The organism is Anseongella ginsenosidimutans, from assembly GCF_008033235.1.
GTDB classification, from domain to species: Bacteria; Bacteroidota; Bacteroidia; order Sphingobacteriales; family Sphingobacteriaceae; genus Anseongella; species Anseongella ginsenosidimutans.
The window spans coordinates 1,658,352-1,677,176 of record NZ_CP042432.1; the positions used below are offsets into that span (position 1 = coordinate 1,658,352).

Consider the following 18,825-nt stretch of genomic DNA (forward strand, 5'->3'; position numbering starts at 1 on the left):
TGTTGCTTCGCAACGGTTTAAAGTTGCTTTGCAACAGTTCAAAGTTCAAAGTTTCAGGTTTAAAGTTTCTGGTTGCTTCGCAACAGTTTTAATCTTGCTTCGCAACGGTTTAAGGTTTAAAGTTTCTGGTTGCTTCGCTACAGTTTTAATCTTGCTTCGCAACGGTTCAAGGTTTGAAGTTCAAAGGTTCTGGTTGCTTCACAACGGTTTAAGGTTTAAAGTTCCAGGTTTAAAGTTTTTAAAGTTTTTAAAGTTTTAAGGTTTTGGCTGGACGGTTGGGGTATATTGGGAAAATGGGGGTGCTGGGCGGGGCGCTGCTGGGGGGGCTTTGTTTTTGGGGGTGTGAAAACGATCTTTCGAAGGTTAATACTATTTCTTCCAAGTTGTTTGAGGTGTCGGTGGAAACCAGCCGGGGGATACAGATCACTTATAGCGATTCTACGAAAGTGAAGGCGGTGATGAGCAGTCCGCTGCTGATGTCTTACCAGACCGAAGAACCGTATGACCTGATGCCGGAAGGCCTTCATGTTGAATTTTATAACGATAGCCTGGAAGTAGAAAGCACGCTCACCGCGAAGTATGGCCGGCGCGACCTGGAAAAGAAAACGATGGAAGTGCGTGACAGCGTGGTTGTTGTGAGCGCTGACGGCCGCATCCTGGAAACCGAACGGCTGGTTTGGGAAGAAGAAGGGGACAGGATCTATTCTGACCGGTTTGTGAAGATTACCGCTCCTAATGGCGACGTGAACCAGGGGATTGGCCTTGAGACAAACTCCAGCTTCAAGCCTTATAAAATACTGGAATTTACCGGGCCTATTACTATCAAGGCCAGCGAGCGTGATTCCCTTTCCCGGCAGGATTCTCTTTCCCGCGCGGATTCCTTGCCGGCTTCCGGCGCCCCGGCGGCTCCCGGCGTTCCGGCGGAATAACGCGGTACTTTGGCTACTCCCGCGGCAGAGGCCCTGCGACGCCCGGAGAATAACGCAGTGCTTTGACTGCTCCCGGCTTCCTCCGATACTGCTCTCGCGACGCCCGCGAATGACGCTTACCCCGGCATAGGCGGGCCCGCTGATCGCGGCGATTTCACCCTGCCGGCGCTGAAAATTAAACCCTTGAAACTTGGAACATCATTTTGTATCTTGCGCCCCTGAAAATTCAGCAGCATAAGATTAAGTTATGATATTAAATACTTTACGTGAAAAGGCTGGTTACCTGCTTATTGGTTTCATCGGGTTGGCCATCGTGGGCTTTCTCTTCAGTGATGCAGTAAGCTCCGGCGCTCCGTTTTGGGCAGAAGCAAGGAATCAAGTGGGCAAAATAGCGGGTGAAAAGGTATCCTATGAAGAATTCAGTACCCAGGTAGAACAAGCTACCCAGCAGATGATGGCCTCCACCGGGCAATCATCCGCCAATCCCCAGGTTACTTCGTATGCCATACAGCAGGTATGGAGAACCATGCTTGAAAAAGCGATCTATTCTGAGGAACTGGAAAAACTCGGGCTGGCAACAGGCTCCGAGGAGCTGGCCCTGGCGATGACGGGAGACAATCCGCATCCCATTGCCAGACAAGCCTTAGGCGGCGGCCAGGGCGGGTATTCGTCCGAGATGGCGCTGCAGATCTACCGGAACCGCGCCTCCATGCCGCTGCAGCAGCAGCAGATGCTGCTCGAGCTGGAGCAGCAGGTGAAGCTGGCCAATACCGTTGAAAAGTACATTGACATGGTCTCTTCCGGGATTTATATTACTTCCCTGGAAATGCAGCGTTTTCATGAAAGTAGCCAGAAAACTGCCGCGGTGTCTTTTGTAAAGCTTGATTATAATTCTGTTTCCGATACGGCGGCGAATATTTCCGACCAGGACCTGGAAGCCTATTATAAAGAGAACAAGTATAAATATAAGGAGGAAGAAGAACTGCGTTCATTCGATTACGTCGTATTTGACGTAATACCTTCCGCTGAAGATACAGCCGCTGCGCTGGAAGAAGTTACACAGCTGGCGGAACAATTCCGGACCACGGCCAACGATTCGCTGTTCTATATGTCCAATGCGACCACGAAGGCCCCGCTCGGCTTTGTGAAGGAAAGTAATTTAAGCCCTGAACTGTCGGAGAACCTCTTTAATGCGGAGGTTGGTACGGTTTACGGGCCTTATTTTGAGAATGGAGCCTATAAGGTGGCCAAATTACTGGATGCAGCCAACAGGCCTGATTCTGTACGCGCCAGTCATATCCTTGTTAGTGCGGCGAGCCATCCTAACCCGGTTGAGCGCCGCGAAATTGCCGACAGCTTGCTGCAACGTATCCGTTCAGGAGCATCCAGCTTCGGTGTGCTGGCCCGGGAAAACTCTGCCGATTCCGTGTCCGGAGCGCAGGGAGGCGACCTGGGGTATTTCGGCCCTGCGGATATGCTGCCTGAATTTGCAAATGCCGCCTTTGAAGGCGAAACAGGCGACATAGAAACCGTGGAAACCATGTACGGTACCCACCTTCTGAAAATAGACGACCAGAAGAACAGTTCGCGCGCCGTGAAGATCGCGGTAATCGACAAGCCGCTGGAAGCCAGTCAGCAAACTACCCGTGCTATTTATGCCAATGCCAATGCTTTTGCCGGCTCGCTTAGCGGGGAAGGTAATTTTGAAGCCAAGGCGCAGGAAGCCGGGCTGGTAACCCGCGTGGCTGAGAACGTGACGGCTATCGACTTTTTCGTGCCAGGCCTTACCGAGCCCCGGGAAGTGATCCGGTGGGCTTTTGAGGCCGAGCTGGGAGACGTTTCGCAGTTATTCGACCTTAACGACCGTTATATCATTGCCCGTCTTACGGAGATCCGCCCGGAAGGATTTGCTCCTTTGGAGGTGGTACGTAATGAAGTAGAGCAGGAAGTCCGCCGCCTTAAAAAAGGAGAACTGCTCTCCGAAAAATTCAACCAGGCGGCTCAGGGCGCGTCCAGCCTGGACGCGGTTGCCCAAAAGTTGGGGGATTCCACCCGCACCGCGCAGAACGTGAACTTCAGCAATCCCATGGTGGCGGGAGCAGGGTACGAACCCTCGCTCGTAGGCGCTATTTTCGGATCGGAAGCCGGCAAAATGCAGGGGCCTGTAGTGGGTATGACAGGGGTATTCGGATTTTCGGTGCAAAACTTCAGCGAACCGGCGCCCATTGCCGATCCTGCTGCTACAAAGGCTTCCATGGCAGAAAGATATCGTCAGCAGTACCTTGGATTTTTGTTTGAGGCGCTCCAGGATAAGACCAAGATCATTGATAACAGGGCCAAGTTCTATTAGTCCCGGGTTAGCCGCCGGCCGCGGCAGCATTTTCGGAGGGAATCCGAACCTGATTGCTTTTCGATTGTTAATGCTATAAATTAACGGGAGAATCATGGAAATCCAGGAGAATATTGTAAATCGCGTGGCGTCCAGCGGGCTCATCACCATTGACCCGGCCAGGTATTATACCCGGGGGGAGCGAGTGGTGTATGACGTGAAGGAGAATCTTTTCCAGGGGCTTATTCTCCGGGAAAAGGAATTCCGGGCTTTTCTGAAGGAGCATGATTTCAGTCGTTACGAGGGAAAGCTGGTGGCCATTACCTGTTCCGCCGATGCCATTGTACCTACATGGGCCTATATGCTGCTGGCTTCGCATATGGAACCCTTCGCGAAAAAAGTCGTCTTTGGTACGCCAGATACACTTGAAACCATTCTGTACCTGGAAGCCCTGGATCAGCTTGACCTGGAGCAGTTCAGGGATAAACGCTTGATCATTAAGGGATGCGCCGATGTTCCCGTGCCCGCTGCGGGCTATGTGGAACTCACTAACCGCCTCCGTAAAGTTGCGCAAAGCATCATGTACGGGGAAGCCTGTTCCACCGTTCCGGTCTATAAAAGGAAATAACTGGTTTGTTTTTTGCAGGTACCTGATAGGTTACTAAAGAAAGACAGTATGAATCAATTTAGACTATATTGCCTTTTTTTCGGTCTGTTACTCGGATTCAGCGCCGGCGCTCAAACGCCCCGGCAAATTGAACCGCCGTTTGCACCCGGAGAAAAACTCCATTAAAAGATCAAGTACGGCTTTATCAACGCAGCCAACGGAACACTTAGCGTGCAAAAGTCCGACCGCCAGTTCCGCGGGCAGGAAGCCTGGCACCTGAAGGCCGAAGGCAAGACCGTAAGCGCCGTGGCGCTGGTCATGAAAGTGCGCAATAAATATAATTCCTATATAAGCGCCCAATCGCTGATGCCCTTCCTATTCACCGAATCGGTAAAGGAAGGCAGCTATTCCCGGGATAGTTACGTCCGGTTTGACCGGGATAACAAGATCGTAAACACGAATAAAGGCGTCTTCGATATAAAAAAGAATACGCTGGATGTGCTTTCGGCCTTTTACTACGCCCGCTCCCTGGACGTGTCGCAATTAAGTACCGGGGAATCCATTAAACTCTCCTACTTCATTGATGATGAAGAATATTCCATGGTGATCAAATACCTTGGAAAGGAAGAAATTAAAACGGATTTCGGAAGAATGGAATGCCTGAAATTTACCCCCTCCCTGATTGAGGGTCGCATTTTCCGGGATGACAGCGACATGTACCTCTGGATCACCAACGATGCCAACCGTATCCCGGTAAAAGCCAAGGTAGAGATCCTCATCGGCTCCCTTACCCTGGAACTTGAGGACTACGATAACCTGAAATATCCGCTGGGCACTTCCCTGGCCTCCGTCTCTAACAGGTAAACACCTTCTTGGCTGAATAGAAAAGCCGTATCTTTGCGCCATGCTGGAACACCACGAAACGCTGGTTCACGAAGATGTGATGAAGGAGGAATTTGTCTGCAATCTCAGCAGATGCCGCGGAGCCTGCTGCGTGCAGGGAAATGCCGGCGCCCCCCTGGAAGATGAAGAATTGAAGCTGCTGGAAGAATGTTATCCCGCTGTAAAACCCTACCTGACTCCCAAAGGCATTGCCGTTATTGAAAAAGAAGGCCTGCATGTAAAGGATTTCGAAGGCGACCAAACCACTCCCTGCGTGGACGGGGACAAGGAATGCGCCTACACCATTTTCGAAGGCGGACAAGCCAAATGCGGCATTGAAAAAGCCTGGCTGGAAGGGAAAACCAGCTTCCGGAAACCCATTTCCTGCCATTTATACCCCATCCGCATCACCAAATACCCGGAGTTTGAAATCCTGAACTATGACCGCTGGAGCATCTGCTCCGATGCCTGCTCCTTAGGCGCCGAGCTGAAAGTTCCCGTGTACCGCTTCCTGAAGGACGCGCTTATCCGTAAATACGGCGAAGCCTGGTACCAGGGGCTGGAGCAGTCCGCCGCCGCTTCGGAAATTTAACGACGGCCCGGCCATGGGTTCAGGGCCAAAAAAATGCCCAAATAAAGAAAATTAGTTAACTTTGCGAGCCATGAAACAAAGCAGTCAGGAGTTGAAGAAATTTTCTTCCCAGATAAGGTTCGCCCTTGATAATTATACCCCGCACGGAATTAGTAAAGATTCGCTGAATGCCGTTATGATCTGCGGCGTCGGTGATTCAGGCATTGCCGGAAACATCGTAAAGGATTATTTCCAGGATAAACTGGATCTGCCCCTTAGTACCACGTCCGGTTACCTGCTGCCCCGGTACGCTGGCAGGAATACGCTCGTGATCGTCTGGTCGTATTCCGGCGACAACGAGGAAGCCCTGGCCGTGTATGACATTGCCCGGGAGCGCGGATGCCGCCTTATCGTTATCAGTTCGGGAGGCGCGCTGAGCGAAAAAGCCCGCGGGCAGGAAGTAACCCTTTACCCTGCGGAAGCGGGCGTTTCTTCGGGAATGGCCCTCGGTTACGCGCTTACCTATCTCTTCCAGGCCATTTTTGAGCTACTCGGCGTCTATAAAAAGCCGGACCTGCTGAAAATAGCCGCCAGCCTGGAAAACAGCAACGATTACCTGCAGCATTCCGCGCAGCTGACACAACATTTCCGGGAAAGCCTTCAGTATAAGTTCATTGTAGTATGCGATGCGTTTTTTGAAGGCGTCGCCAGCCGCTTCTGCCAGCAGGTGAACCAGGTTGCCCGCTCCGAAGCCTTTATCAATGTGCTTCCGGAAGGCGGCTACCATGTCCTGGATAGCTACCACCAGAAACTGAACAGTAATTTTATTTTCCTTAACAGCCGCCTGAGCGCGCCCACCAACCTGCGGTTCTCCCAGGTAAAAAAGCTCCTGGAAAAGCAGGGAATGGAACCCCTGGAGCTGCTGATCGCCGACGCTTCGCTCAATAGCCTGTTCCATATAACGCACCTGCTTGACTGGGTGGCCCTGCAGATCGCGGGCGTAGCCATAGTTTCCGGTGACGTAGCGAACGACAATACCAGGCCCGCCGGAACGGCTGCGAACATCACCGGCGCCGCCGCAGCCGGGAATACAGCCGCCGGCACCGCCGCCAGAGCTGGCATAACCGCCGCTAGCAGCTAAACAAAACCCAAAGAAAAAATGAAAACAGCCCTTATCACTGGCATCACCGGACAAGACGGAGCATATCTCGCGGAATTCCTGCTGAACAAGGGCTACTTCGTGCATGGCATTAAGCGGAGAAGCTCGCTCTTTAATACCGACCGCATCGATCACCTGTATCAGGACCCGCATGACAGGAATCTCCATTTCAAGCTGCATTACGGCGACCTTACCGATTCCACCAACCTCATCCGGATCATCCAGGAAACAAAGCCCGACGAGATCTATAACCTGGCGGCACAAAGCCATGTAAAAGTGAGCTTCGATACGCCCGAATACACCGCCAATGCTGATGGGCTGGGAATGCTGCGCATCCTGGAAGCCGTGCGCCTGCTGGGACTCAGCGAAACCTGCCGCATTTACCAGGCTTCTACCTCGGAATTGTACGGGCTGGTGCAGGAAACCCCGCAGACAGAAAAAACGCCCTTTTACCCCCGTTCGCCCTATGGCGTTGCTAAACTTTACGCCTACTGGATTACGGTGAACTACCGGGAAGCCTATAATATGTACGCCTGCAACGGCATTTTATTTAACCACGAAAGCCCCATTCGGGGCGAAACCTTTGTTACCCGCAAGATCACCCGCGCCGCGGCAAGAATAGCGCTGGGCCTGCAGCAAGACTTGTACCTGGGTAATCTTGATGCCAGCCGTGACTGGGGGCATGCCAAAGATTATGTGAAGGCCATGTGGCTGATGCTGCAGCAGGATAAGCCCGAAGATTATGTCATTGCCACCGGAATTTCCACCACTGTCCGCGAACTGGCCCGCATGGCTTTCGCCGAAGCAGGCGTTGAGGTGGAGTTCAGCGGTAAAGGCACGCAGGAAAAGGGTGTTGTTATTGATGCCGACCCTGAAAAATGGCGGGAAATGGGCCTCGAAGAAAGCCCGCTGCGGCCCGGACAGACAATTATAAGGATTGACGATCGTTATTACAGACCAACGGAGGTGGATCTCCTGATAGGAGATGCCTCCAAAGCCAGGGAGCAGCTGGGGTGGACACCCGAATTCACGCTGCAGGATATGGTAGCCGAAATGGTCCGTTCCGACACCCGGCTGATGCTTAAAGACCGTTACCTTCGTGAAGGAGGCTTTAAGATTTTAAATTATTTTGAATAAATTCGGCCGAATGACCGCGAAGAACATACGTTATTGCCGGTTAATACGGCAATACATCTGCTTTATTGTTTTAAGCCTGGGACTGGCCGTAGCCTTGCTGCAGCCGGCGCAAGGGCAAACTCTGCCCTTACAAGACCTTAGCGAAGTAAATGTTGACGAACTCAGCGACGCCCAGGTGCGGCAATTCGTTATGCAAGCGCAGGAAAGCGGCCTTTCCGTGCAGGAACTGGAACAAGCCGCCCTTCAGCGCGGCATGCCTCCCGGGCAGATCAGCAAACTCCGGGAGCGGATTGACCAGCTGGGCCTTGCCGCCGCTTCCGCAAGCCGTTCCAAGACAGACACCGGCCCTGCCACCGAATTTTCCAGGGGCTTCGGCCAGGATACCGCCGGATATACGAATCCCGCTTCCCGCTTCAACCGCATTGCCCTGGCCTTCCGGAACCTGACACCAGAAATTTTCGGCCAGCAGCTGTTCAACAACCCCAACCTGACCTTCGCTCCGGATCTGAACCTGCCCACCCCCGCCGGCTACCAGCTGGGCCCCGGCGACGAACTGAACATAGATATTTACGGCTATTCCGATGTGACCCACCAGGTAAGGGTAAGCCCCGACGGCTTTATCCGCATCCCTAACCTGGGCCCTATCCAGGTAAACGGGCTCAGCATTGAGGAAGCCCGCAGCCGGATCCGCACCCAGCTCACCAAAATATACGGTAGTATCCGCAGCGGCGAAACCTCCGTGCAGATCACCCTCAGCGATATCCGCAGCATACGCGTCACCATCATTGGCGAAGCCAACCTGCCCGGCACCTATACGATCTCCTCCCTGGCCACCGCTTTCAACGCCCTTTATGCTTCCGGCGGCCCGAATGAAAGCGGCTCCTTCCGGGATATTGAAGTGATCCGCAACAATGAAGTCATTGCCCATATCGACATATACGACTTCCTGATCCGCGGAGCCAACGCCGCCAACGTTCGCCTGCAGGACCAGGACGTGATCAAGATCAACCCCTACCAAACCAGGGTACAGATCAAGGGCGAAGTCAAACGCCCCGCCATTTTTGAAGCCCTGCCCGGGGAAACCCTGGCCAGGCTGCTGGAATTCGCCGGAGGCTTCACCCAGGACGCCTATACCGGCCGCATCGTGGTCGTGCGCAACGCAAACGGACAGAAAAGCATTGCCGATGTCGCTGCCGGGCAATACGACAGCTTTGAACTGCAGCTGGGCGACGTTTACACCGTAGATGAGATCCTGGACCGCTATACCAACCGCATCCAGATCACCGGCGCCGTATTCCGCCCCGGCACTTATGCCCTTGAACCCGGCATCACCGTTAAACAACTGATCGAAAAAGCCGCCGGCCTGCGGGAAGACGCTTTCCTTAACCGCGCAAATATTTACCGGGTAGGAGAAAACCTGGAACCGCGCCTGCTCTCTTTTGACCTTGGCGGAGTCATGAGCGGAAGCGCCGCCGACATTCCCCTGCAGCGGGAAGACAGCCTCCACATCGCCTCGCGTTTCGACCTTCGCGAAGAATACCACGTAATCATTTCCGGCGCCGTGCAGCAGCCCGATACCTTTGCGTACTCCGGCAATATGAACCTGGAAGCCCTGATCGTCATGGCCGGAGGCTTCACCGAAGCCGCCACCCCCAACCGCGTGGAAATATCCCGGCGGGTCCGCAATGCCGACCCGGAAGCCGCCAACCCTGCCACCGCGCAGATCTACAGCTTCGATATTAACCGCGATCTTTCCTCGTCCCCCGAAGCCGCCGATTTTGCCCTGCAGCCCTTTGACCAGGTATTCGTACGCGTGGAACCCGGCTACGAGGTACAAAAGAACATAAGCGTGGAAGGGGAAGTCCTGTACCCCGGCACGTACAGTACCGCGAATAAGAATGACCGGATCTCCGATATTATAGAAAGGGCCGGCGGGCTGCTGCCGGATGCGTATGTGGAAGGGGCCGTGCTTATCCGTAAGGAGGAAATGGATGTGGAGGCCAAGCTGGAATTGGAGGAGCTGAAAGCAAAGCAACGTCAAAACCAGTTGGCAGCCGGAGGGGCTGCCGGCAGCCTGGATACCAGCAAAGACCAATTAATGATCGATAGCCTGGAGCAAGCCATTGCCAGCAAACGCCCCAACCTGGTAAATATTGACCTGGAAGCCATTCTGGAAAGTCCTGGATCTAAACACGATTTGATTGCCCAGGAAGGGGATGTGATCCGCATTCCGCGGCTGCTGCAGACTGTTAAGGTGGGAGGCGAGGTGCTGTACCCGAAGACGGTCCGGTTTGAAAAAGGAATCAGCTTCAAGAGGTACGTTTCCCAGGCGGGGGCTTTGGGCAGGACGCGCTTAAAAGAAGGGCTTATGTGGTGTATGCGAATGGCGGCGTACGAAGTACCAGGAAGTTTTTATTTTTTAATAATTATCCTAAAGTTAAGCCGGGATCAGAATTGGTCGTGCCTTTAAAAGCTGAAACGAATAAACTTTCCGCACAAGAGGTTGTTGGCATTACCAGCGGAGTAGCATCGCTGACAGCGCTGATTATTACTATCGTGAATTCAATTAAATAAAGGCATCCTGCCATATATTGTCCATGAAAACGATTATTGTTACAGGGGGCGCCGGATTCATCGGGTCACATGTTATCAGGTTCTTTGTAAATAACTACCCGGATTATCGGATCATTAACCTGGACGCGCTTACTTATGCGGGTAACCTTGAAAATCTTCGGGATATAGAAACATCGGTCAATTATGAATTCGTGAAGGCGGATATCACCAATCAACAGGAGATAGAGGGAATCTTTCGGAGGTACGAACCTGGAGGAATCATTCATCTTGCCGCTGAATCGCATGTAGACCGTTCTATTACTGACCCGCTGGCCTTTGTTAAGACCAATGTATTGGGTACGGTAATTTTGCTTAACGCTGCCCGTGACTTCTGGAAAGGGAATTATGAAGGAAAGCGATTCTATCATGTATCTACCGACGAAGTTTATGGTGCCTTAGGTACAACAGGTTTCTTTACGGAAGCGACAGCATATGACCCTAACTCGCCCTATTCCGCATCCAAAGCTTCTTCCGATCATTTTGTACGGGCTTATGGTGAAACCTATGGCCTGCCCTATGTCATTTCCAATTGTTCAAATAATTACGGTCCTTTTCAATTTCCGGAAAAGCTGATCCCCCTGATGATCAATAATATCATCAATAATAAACCCCTTCCGGTTTACGGAGACGGTAAATATACCCGGGACTGGTTATATGTGGCAGATCATGCCCGGGCCATTGATCAGGTATTTCACCGAGGCAAAAACGGCGAAACTTACAATATCGGCGGATTAAACGAGTGGAAGAATATAGACCTGGTACATCTGCTTTGTAAGACGATGGACCGGAAGTTAAACCGTCCAGAGGGCATCTCCGGGCAACTCGTTACCTTCGTAAAAGATCGTCCGGGGCATGATCTTCGCTATGCGATTGACGCGGCAAAGATCAGCGAACAACTAGGTTGGAAACCCTCAGTGACGTTTGAAGAAGGCCTGGAGTTAACTGTTGACTGGTACCTTCAAAACCTGGAATGGCTGGAACATGTTACTTCCGGCCAATACCGGGAATATTACTATAGGCAATACAATGCTCATTAATTGTAGCATTTTCAAAGAGTAGAACGTATCTCTGAAAGTACCAGTATGAAAGGAATTATTCTTGCCGGAGGCTCCGGCACTCGTTTGTATCCTCTGACTTTGGCCGTAAGTAAGCAGCTAATGCCGGTTTACGACAAGCCTATGATCTATTATCCATTGTCTACGCTTATGCTGGCGGGAATCCGTGAAATTCTAATGATTTCAACACCCGAATCCCTCCCGCTTTTCCGTCAGCTGCTGGGTGATGGAAGTAAGTTGGGCTGTACCTTCAGCTATGCCGAACAACCCCGGCCCGAGGGCCTGGCGCAGGCCTTTATCATTGGTAAGAAATTCATCGGGAATGATAGCGTAGCTCTAATTTTGGGCGATAATATCTTTTACGGATCAGGCATGGCAAGGCTGTTGCAGGGAAATAGCGATCCGGACGGCGGAATTGTATATGCCTGCCATGTGAATGATCCGGAACGTTATGGTGTTGTTGAATTTGACAATGAGGGCAGAGCTATTTCTATAGAAGAGAAACCTGATACGCCCAAGTCCAACTATGCAGTACCTGGCTTATACTTTTACGATAATGACGTAGTAGATATCGCAAAAGAGATAAAGCTTAGTTCGCGTGGAGAATTGGAAATCACCGAAATTAATAATGTTTACCTCAGAAAGGACAAACTAAAAGTAAGTGTACTCAACCGGGGAACAGCATGGCTGGACACTGGTACGTTTGAATCCCTAATGCAGGCCGCGAACTTTGTACATGTTATCGAAGCTCGCCAGGGCCTGAAAATCGGTTGTATTGAAGAGGTGGCGTATAGGATGGGTTTTATAGATAGCGACGAGTTGGACGCCCTTGCAATTCCTTTGCTGAAAAGTGGATATGGGACCTATTTACGGCGATTAATTCGATAAAAGAGAAAGTATCACAGCTTGACCGGGATTCTGCTGAATTCCCGGTGCAAGGGGCTGAGATAAACATTTACTCATGCTAAAGAAGCTTTTTTCACATACTGCTATATATGGTTTGGCTCCCCATATTTCCAAAATAGCCAGTATCTTCATCCTTCCAATTATCACAAAAGATCTAACGGCAACGGATTTTGGTGTTAATGGCATTGTAATAGCATTCATAAGCGCATTTGCAGTATTATCCACCCTGGGCCTCCGGCTCATTTTAGTAAATACTTTTTATAAATCCCCAGGCCAATATAAATGGGCATGGCGACAGCTGTATGGTTTCCTGACGATATGGAATTTGATTTATGGTCTTGTTTTAGCTGTTGTTATTTACTTCGTTGTCCCCGATGCCGCCCGGGAAAATACGTATATGATTATTTTCCTGTCGGTGTTTCCGGTTGTCTTTTTTGGCCCAACGAGTCATATATGCAGTACCTATTTTCAGCTGAAACAAAAACCTCTAGGTGTCGGCGTACGGGTGGCTTTATCCGGTTTGTTAACAATATTTCTGAATTTGTACACCATTTCATATTTGAAAATGGGTTATATGGGCTGGTTCTGGTCATCTTTTATTGCCGGCGTGTTATCAAACCTTTCCTATTGGATCCCATTGAACCGCAGCATAGGGATTACCCCTATCTTTAATTTTAAAAGACGATTTATCCGGAATAGCCTGCGAATAGCGCTTCCGGTGATTCCACATTATTATTCCAGCTATTTGCTTAACACTTCAGACCGGGTGCTAATGAAATTTTTTAATGTAAGTATCCCCGACATCGGGAAATATAATGTGGCCTATACGTTTGGAAATCACCTCCAAACTTTGAGTACGGCAAGCGGCCTGGCGGTGGGGCCTTTGTTAAATGAAAGATACAGAGCGGGAGACGACCGGGGTGCCCGGAACATCATATTTCTTTTACAAGCTGTTTTTTTATGCGGAACGTTTATACTGGCACTATGGATGAAAGAAATTTTCGCGTTTTTGATCAGGAATGAAGAATTAAGTCAAATGTACCATTTAGGTGTCATTATTGTAATGGCATATAGCTACCGGCCTATGTATCTGGGCGCCAATAGCAAGCTGTTTTACGCGGAGAAGACAAAAATATTATGGAAGGTTACGTTTGCGGCCGGAATTTTAAGCGTGTTGTTGAATGTGTTGTTAATTCCCCTGGCTGGATATGCAGCGGCCGCGTATGTTACATTTGTTTCCTTAATGTTTATGGGATACGCAGGCTTTTTCTTAAAGGTATTCAAGCAGATAAATAATGCGCGGTTTTACCCTTTGCGGTGGCTTTCGCTAACAATTCTGCTTACCGCGTTAGCCGCGTTTGCAATTGAAGCCGGATGGGCATGGAAAGTTTTGATTACATTTATTCTTTCGCTATTTGCGTTTGTTCTTTGGCGGAAGTATAGGAAAACATTTGATCGCTATGGCTAATGAAAGGAGCCAATTTATCAAACGAATATTAGATGCTGAAGGTCAATACCCGGTGGAATCATGGAAAATAGACGATATTCATGTTTGGCCTTTAATCCGTATTCAACTATTCTTTTCCTGGTTTAATGCACAAAAGCATTCAAGCCAGCCTGCAACGATGGCAAAAACAGCCAAAAGCGGCTATTTGCGATTTATCTGGCAGGGCATTTTGTCCTATATCCGTCTTAAACAATTGTCTGTTCCTGTTACAAAGTTTCTATTCTCCGGCGCCTATACTCACAGGATAAAGATCAGGGATTTTTTGTACAATCGTTACTTTGATCCTTTGATTGATAAAATCGGTGAAGGAGTCCTACTGGAGTACCAGCGTCTGGATGATAGAAATACGAAATATTCGCACAGGAAGAGCGTAGTTGAACTCGAAGATTACTTGCCTTGGTTCCAGCTAAAATACGCGGTGAAGAACGCGCTGTTTAAAGAAAAACCAGTAGTCCATTTACCGGAATACGGTAATTTTCTTGAACAATTCAATGATGTGATAAACAACAACGTGCAGTCTGCCGGGCTCTGCCGGCTTGTCCTGCAAATTAAAATGCATGCCGAAATTTATGAATACTTTATAAAAAGAACCAAGGCCAAGTATGTTTTTGGGCTATGCTTTTATAATGTGCCAATGTACGGAATGAACCTGGCTGCCAGGAGGTTGGGGGCGGTTTCTGTAGATATGCAACACGGAACTCAGGGGAAGTCGCACATTGCTTATACAAACTGGTCCCGACTGCCTGCAAGGGGGTATGAATTGCTTCCCCGCTGGTTTTGGGTATGGGATGAGAGTTCTTATAACCTGATTAAGGAGTGGTCAGGGCAATTGCAGCATAAAGTATATCAGGGTGGGAATCCCGGGCTCATTTTGAAGGAACTGGAATACCCGTATCAGCTGTTTCATGGAAAACCTATAATTTTGTATACTTTGCAGCCGCTGGGGCAGGCTATTGAGCCCTACATTATTGAAACCATAAGACTGACTTTTAATGAGTACGACTGGTGGCTTCGGTTCCATCCTCGCCACGCAGAAACGGAAAAGGAGGAAATACGTAAACTGCTTGAAAACAATGGATTGATTCACGAAGTTAATATGCGGGAGTCAAATGAATTACCACTTCCGGTAATTCTTAATAATACAGCCGTTCATCTCTCGCGGTTTTCTGGTTCTGTAATTGAAGGGGTGCAAATGGGTGTACCAACGATCGTCATTGATCAAACAGGGGCTGAAACCTTTTGGGAATTAGTGGAAGCGGACGCAGTCAAAACCTGCATTAACGCGAATCCGGAAGAATTAAATGGGCTGATAAGAAAAATAACGGGCACTAAAGCTAACAAGAGCGGCGCCGCAGGCGCATCGTTTTCCCTTAGAGAATCGCTGGAAAATTTTATTCAACTTACTGATGCGGTACAATGAACGTGTTATTCAGAGAAAAAATTTGGAAGAGGTTGATGAATAAAATTTATAAATCCCTCAATCAGCACGTCGCCATATCGCTGGATAAGGGTGGCTGTATACATGCAAAGTCAATTATTAATAACGCCTGTATCTCGGGGGATATTCAGACAAGCGAGGGAACGGCGATAAGGGGAGGTGTAAAAATTACCGGCGGTACTGTTCATATTGGCAGGTATACTTCTCTTAATGGCCCTAATACTCACATTTCCTGCCGTATACATCCTATTACTATCGGAAACTTTTGTTCTATTGCTCCTAACGTACTCATTCAGGAATACGATCACGATCATTCGCGTCTAACAAGTTATTTTATCTCAGCCAACCTGTTCAAGGAAGGTATGGAGGCGGATATTTGTTCCAAGGGGCCGATAGATATCGGATCGGATGTGTGGATCGGCGCGGGATGTGCTTTATTATCCGGGGTAAAAATTGGTAATGGCGCTGTAATCGCTGCTAATAGTGTCATAACCAAAGATGTTCCCGCTTTTGCCATCGTGGCCGGAAACCCGGCCCGGGTCATTAAATATCGTTTTTCGGAAGAAATAATCACGAGGTTAGAAGAGATACAATGGTGGAACTGGCCGGATGAAAAGATAAAATCAAATAAAGATATATTCAAAGGCAGTTTTACGTTAGAGAAATTAAAGCACGTGATATGATCTCTGTTGTTATCCCATGTTACAATGCATCACAATTTGTACAGCGGGCTATTGACAGCAGCCTTAGCCAGACCTACCAGGATATTGAAATAATACTGGTAGATAATAACTCTGTCGATAATACCTGGGAATTCCTGAAAAAGGCAGCGGCGAGTCATCCTGAAAAAATACGGATATTCCGGGAAACCAAAGCCGGGGCGAGTGCAGCTAGGAACCGGGGTTTATATGAAGCAAAGGGAGAATGGATTCAATTTCTGGATGCGGATGATGAACTGCTGCCGGACAAACTGGAAAACCAGGCGACCATTATCAGGCAATATCAGCCGGAGCTGATTATTGAAGATTTTGATCTGATATCGAAGTCGGAAACCGGGGAATCCAGCACAATTTCCAGAATAGCGAATGAAAACCCATGGATGGGGTTAATAACTGTTCGCCTGGGATGCACCTGCTCCAACTTATGGCAAAAGGAGTTGTTGATGAAAGTAGGCGGATGGAACGAAGATATTCGTTCATCCCTTGAATATGATTTATTGTTCAGGATACTTCAGGTAGAGCCCAGGCTGTACTTCAGTCATAAGAGAAAGACGATAGCTTATGTACAGCAAGAATCCGTTTGTAAATCCTCAGATAAGGAAAAGCTACAGGAGATTTTGAACAATCGGATCGAGCTGAGCTTAAAAATACAAAAATATCTGCGAAGCGAGGGACGCTTAACAGCCGAATTGAAAAAGGCAAGCAACCTTTATATTTACCGGGAACTGCTACGATATAGCATGGAGATACCGCGGTACGCGCGGGAGAAAAGAAAAAAGTTGCCCGCTGGGTTACCTTTGGCGGCGCGGATAAAAGCGTATAAAAAACATGTGGGCGCTGTATATTATAAAAACCACGAAAGGAGCTTGTTGAAATATCCGCAAATTGCGTATTACCTGTTGAAGGATATTCACTTGTTTTAGATTTGACAGACATGTTCAGGGTATCGGTGATCATACCAGTTTATAATGCAGAAAAATATATAGGGCGGGCTATCGAATCTGTCGTTCGTCAAGAGTATGTTCATGAAGTTATCCTGGTGGAAGATGGTTTCCCCGATGATGCCTTAGCCATTTGCAAGGAATATGCAAATCAGTACCAGAAAGTTAAACTATTCCGGCATCCCAATGGAGAGAACCGGGGGGCAAGTGCATCCAGAAACCTCGGCATTGAGCATGCCTCGTGTGAGTATATCGCATTTTTAGATGCCGATGATTTTTGCCTTCCGGGAAGGTTTCTCGAAACGAAAAAGGCGTTTGAAAATGATCCCGATGCCACTGCCGTGTATGAACCTATCGGAACCGCATATGAAAGCGAGCAGGCAAGGAACGAATTTTGCCGTCTCAGGAAAATCTCACCTAAAGAATCGGAGAATTATCTCACCTACACGTTGAAACCTTTGCAGGGCGAGGCTTTTTTTCGTTCTTTGCTGCTTGGAGATAACGGTTATCCGAGTACTGATGGCATTACAATTAAAAAGGCGATACTTAAAAAGGCCGGAATGTTCAGTACGCGGCTGCAACTTGATGAAGATACCGACCTCTGGATCAGAATTGCCTGGTATGGGAAGTTCGTTCCCGGAGCGCACATCAATCCGGTCGCTGTGCGATGGGTTCATGCTGATAACAGGATTACGAAACGCGACTACCATTCAATGTATCATTTCATGAAGAAGCTACGTTCATGGTTGATAACAGTAGATGCAAAAAAGGAATATCATAAGATTATGCTAAAAAGATATTATGTAGCAAAAGCCCGGAGCAGGTTCAATGAGGACGGTTTACTTGTAAAAATAAAGTATAACATGGATTATATACTAAAGATCGCGTTCAATCCTGCACTCTGGTAATATGAAGATTGCTTATATATTTCATTGTTATGTCCCCTCTCGCAATGCAAACAGTATTCACGCCATGAATATTTGCAATGAAATAGCGGCGCTCGGACACGATACAACGGCTTTCTTTCCGGCAATTGAGCCAAAGGAAAAGGTAAACGACGTATATTCTTTTTACGGTGTAAGTAATCTTTTCCGGATAGAAAGGCTGTTCTTTCCTGCATTTAAAGGGCGGTCCACTTTTTTCAGCTTGCACTTTATTGCGAAACTAAAAAAGATGAACCCCGATTTGGTTACCGGCCGGTCAGTACATGGATGTACAATAGCGGCGCTACTGGGTTATCCAACCGTTTTTGATACACACGGGCCCATTTGGGAAAGCGGGAAATTCCCGCTGAAACTATTCAGGATCATGATCCGACAACGATCTTTTAAAAAAATGGTGGTGAACTCGCATGCCTTGAAAGAGATTTATGTGAGATCGGATATTTTCAAGGGGTCGGGATTTGATCCGGGAAATATACAAGTGGCACACAATGGATCCCAGGCGTTTCCCCTGGAAACTCAGATAGAACTTCCTGGCGATAAATCCAGGTTTAAAGTTGGTTACTTCGGACAATTATACAAAGGCCGGGGAATAGATATTATTATAAATATCGCACAACAGATGAGCGCAGTCGATTTTTACGTTGTTGGCGGTGAGGAGAAAGATATTATTGACTGGAAATCAAAAATTAAAAGTAAAAACATTTATTTTATTGGTTTTGTGCCCTATCCGGAAGTGTATAAATATCGGAACAGTTGCGATGTATTGCTGGCCCCTTATCAGGAAATAACCGCACCCGAAGGAGTGACAGGTAATCAAACACCCTATATGAATCCCATTAAAATTCTGGAATATATGAGCAGCCGGAAGCCCGTAATTGCCTCTGACCTTCCCACTATACGGGAGGTGCTGAACGAAAAGAACTCCATACTGGTAGATTGTGCGAATTCCACGGAATGGGTGAGCGCTATTAAAAGGCTAATGGTTGAAAAGACATATGCAAAGTCGCTGGCCGAACAGTCTTACAAGGAATTTGCCGAATGCTATACGTGGAAAGCCCGAGCCCAAAAACTAATCGATATAACCTAAG

General features: G+C 48.6%; 16 protein-coding genes. All 16 read left to right on the top strand.

Annotation, left to right across the window (positions count from 1 at the left end):
* Window positions 1-263 precede the first annotated feature (263 nt).
* The 16 genes from lptC (at window position 264) to FRZ59_RS07055 (ending at window position 18,824) form a co-directional block, all read left to right on the top strand.
* Window positions 264-929 carry an LPS export ABC transporter periplasmic protein LptC gene (gene lptC, locus FRZ59_RS06980; RefSeq protein WP_132130630.1) on the top strand — a complete coding sequence of 222 codons (666 nt, stop codon included), beginning with the start codon at window positions 264-266 and terminating at the stop codon, window positions 927-929.
* Window positions 930-1,176: 247 nt separating this feature from the next.
* Window positions 1,177-3,279 carry a peptidylprolyl isomerase gene (locus FRZ59_RS06985; RefSeq protein ID WP_132130629.1) on the top strand — a complete coding sequence of 701 codons (2,103 nt, stop codon included), beginning with the start codon at window positions 1,177-1,179 and terminating at the stop codon, window positions 3,277-3,279.
* A gap of 94 nt (window positions 3,280-3,373) precedes the next feature.
* A complete protein-coding gene (locus tag FRZ59_RS06990) occupies window positions 3,374-3,886 on the top strand; it encodes a DUF2480 family protein (protein ID WP_132130628.1) in 513 nt (170 codons plus the stop codon).
* A gap of 168 nt (window positions 3,887-4,054) precedes the next feature.
* Window positions 4,055-4,729 carry a DUF3108 domain-containing protein gene (locus tag FRZ59_RS06995; protein ID WP_147698265.1) on the top strand — a complete coding sequence of 225 codons (675 nt, stop codon included), beginning with the start codon at window positions 4,055-4,057 and terminating at the stop codon, window positions 4,727-4,729.
* Window positions 4,730-4,769: 40 nt separating this feature from the next.
* Window positions 4,770-5,339: a DUF3109 family protein gene (locus tag FRZ59_RS07000; RefSeq protein WP_132130626.1), complete on the top strand. Its 570-nt coding sequence runs from the start codon at window positions 4,770-4,772 to the stop codon at window positions 5,337-5,339.
* Window positions 5,340-5,409: 70 nt separating this feature from the next.
* Entirely contained in the window at window positions 5,410-6,459 is a 1,050-nt protein-coding gene (locus FRZ59_RS07005; RefSeq protein ID WP_132130625.1) for an SIS domain-containing protein, read from the top strand.
* An 18-nt stretch (window positions 6,460-6,477) separates the two neighbouring features.
* Entirely contained in the window at window positions 6,478-7,614 is a 1,137-nt protein-coding gene (gene gmd / locus FRZ59_RS07010; protein WP_132130624.1) for a GDP-mannose 4,6-dehydratase, read from the top strand.
* A gap of 10 nt (window positions 7,615-7,624) precedes the next feature.
* Complete coding sequence (locus tag FRZ59_RS07015; protein ID WP_147698266.1) at window positions 7,625-10,084, top strand: SLBB domain-containing protein; 2,460 nt, start codon at window positions 7,625-7,627, stop codon at window positions 10,082-10,084.
* A gap of 127 nt (window positions 10,085-10,211) precedes the next feature.
* Window positions 10,212-11,264, top strand: a complete 1,053-nt coding sequence (gene rfbB / locus FRZ59_RS07020; protein ID WP_132130622.1) for a dTDP-glucose 4,6-dehydratase — start codon at window positions 10,212-10,214, stop codon at window positions 11,262-11,264.
* 45 nt (window positions 11,265-11,309) lie between these two features.
* Window positions 11,310-12,170 carry a glucose-1-phosphate thymidylyltransferase RfbA gene (rfbA, locus tag FRZ59_RS07025; RefSeq protein WP_132130621.1) on the top strand — a complete coding sequence of 287 codons (861 nt, stop codon included), beginning with the start codon at window positions 11,310-11,312 and terminating at the stop codon, window positions 12,168-12,170.
* A gap of 73 nt (window positions 12,171-12,243) precedes the next feature.
* Window positions 12,244-13,656, top strand: a complete 1,413-nt coding sequence (locus FRZ59_RS07030; protein WP_132130620.1) for a lipopolysaccharide biosynthesis protein — start codon at window positions 12,244-12,246, stop codon at window positions 13,654-13,656.
* Window positions 13,649-15,115, top strand: coding sequence for a hypothetical protein (locus FRZ59_RS07035; protein WP_132130619.1), 1,467 nt, complete (start codon window positions 13,649-13,651; stop codon window positions 15,113-15,115). The genes FRZ59_RS07030 and FRZ59_RS07035 overlap by 8 nt, the downstream gene beginning before the upstream one ends.
* Before the next feature lie 35 nt (window positions 15,116-15,150).
* Window positions 15,151-15,816 carry a CatB-related O-acetyltransferase gene (locus FRZ59_RS18965; RefSeq protein ID WP_225975230.1) on the top strand — a complete coding sequence of 222 codons (666 nt, stop codon included), beginning with the start codon at window positions 15,151-15,153 and terminating at the stop codon, window positions 15,814-15,816.
* On the top strand, window positions 15,813-16,775 hold the full coding sequence (locus FRZ59_RS07045) for a glycosyltransferase family 2 protein (RefSeq protein ID WP_132130618.1): 963 nt from the start codon (window positions 15,813-15,815) through the stop codon (window positions 16,773-16,775). Before FRZ59_RS18965 ends, FRZ59_RS07045 begins: the two co-directional genes overlap by 4 nt.
* 11 nt (window positions 16,776-16,786) lie before the next feature.
* Window positions 16,787-17,701 (top strand): glycosyltransferase family 2 protein, encoded by a 915-nt coding sequence (locus FRZ59_RS07050; RefSeq protein WP_132130617.1) that lies wholly within the window; start codon window positions 16,787-16,789, stop codon window positions 17,699-17,701.
* 64 nt (window positions 17,702-17,765) lie between these two features.
* A complete protein-coding gene (locus tag FRZ59_RS07055) occupies window positions 17,766-18,824 on the top strand; it encodes a glycosyltransferase (RefSeq protein ID WP_158640553.1) in 1,059 nt (352 codons plus the stop codon).
* Window position 18,825 lies beyond the last annotated feature (1 nt).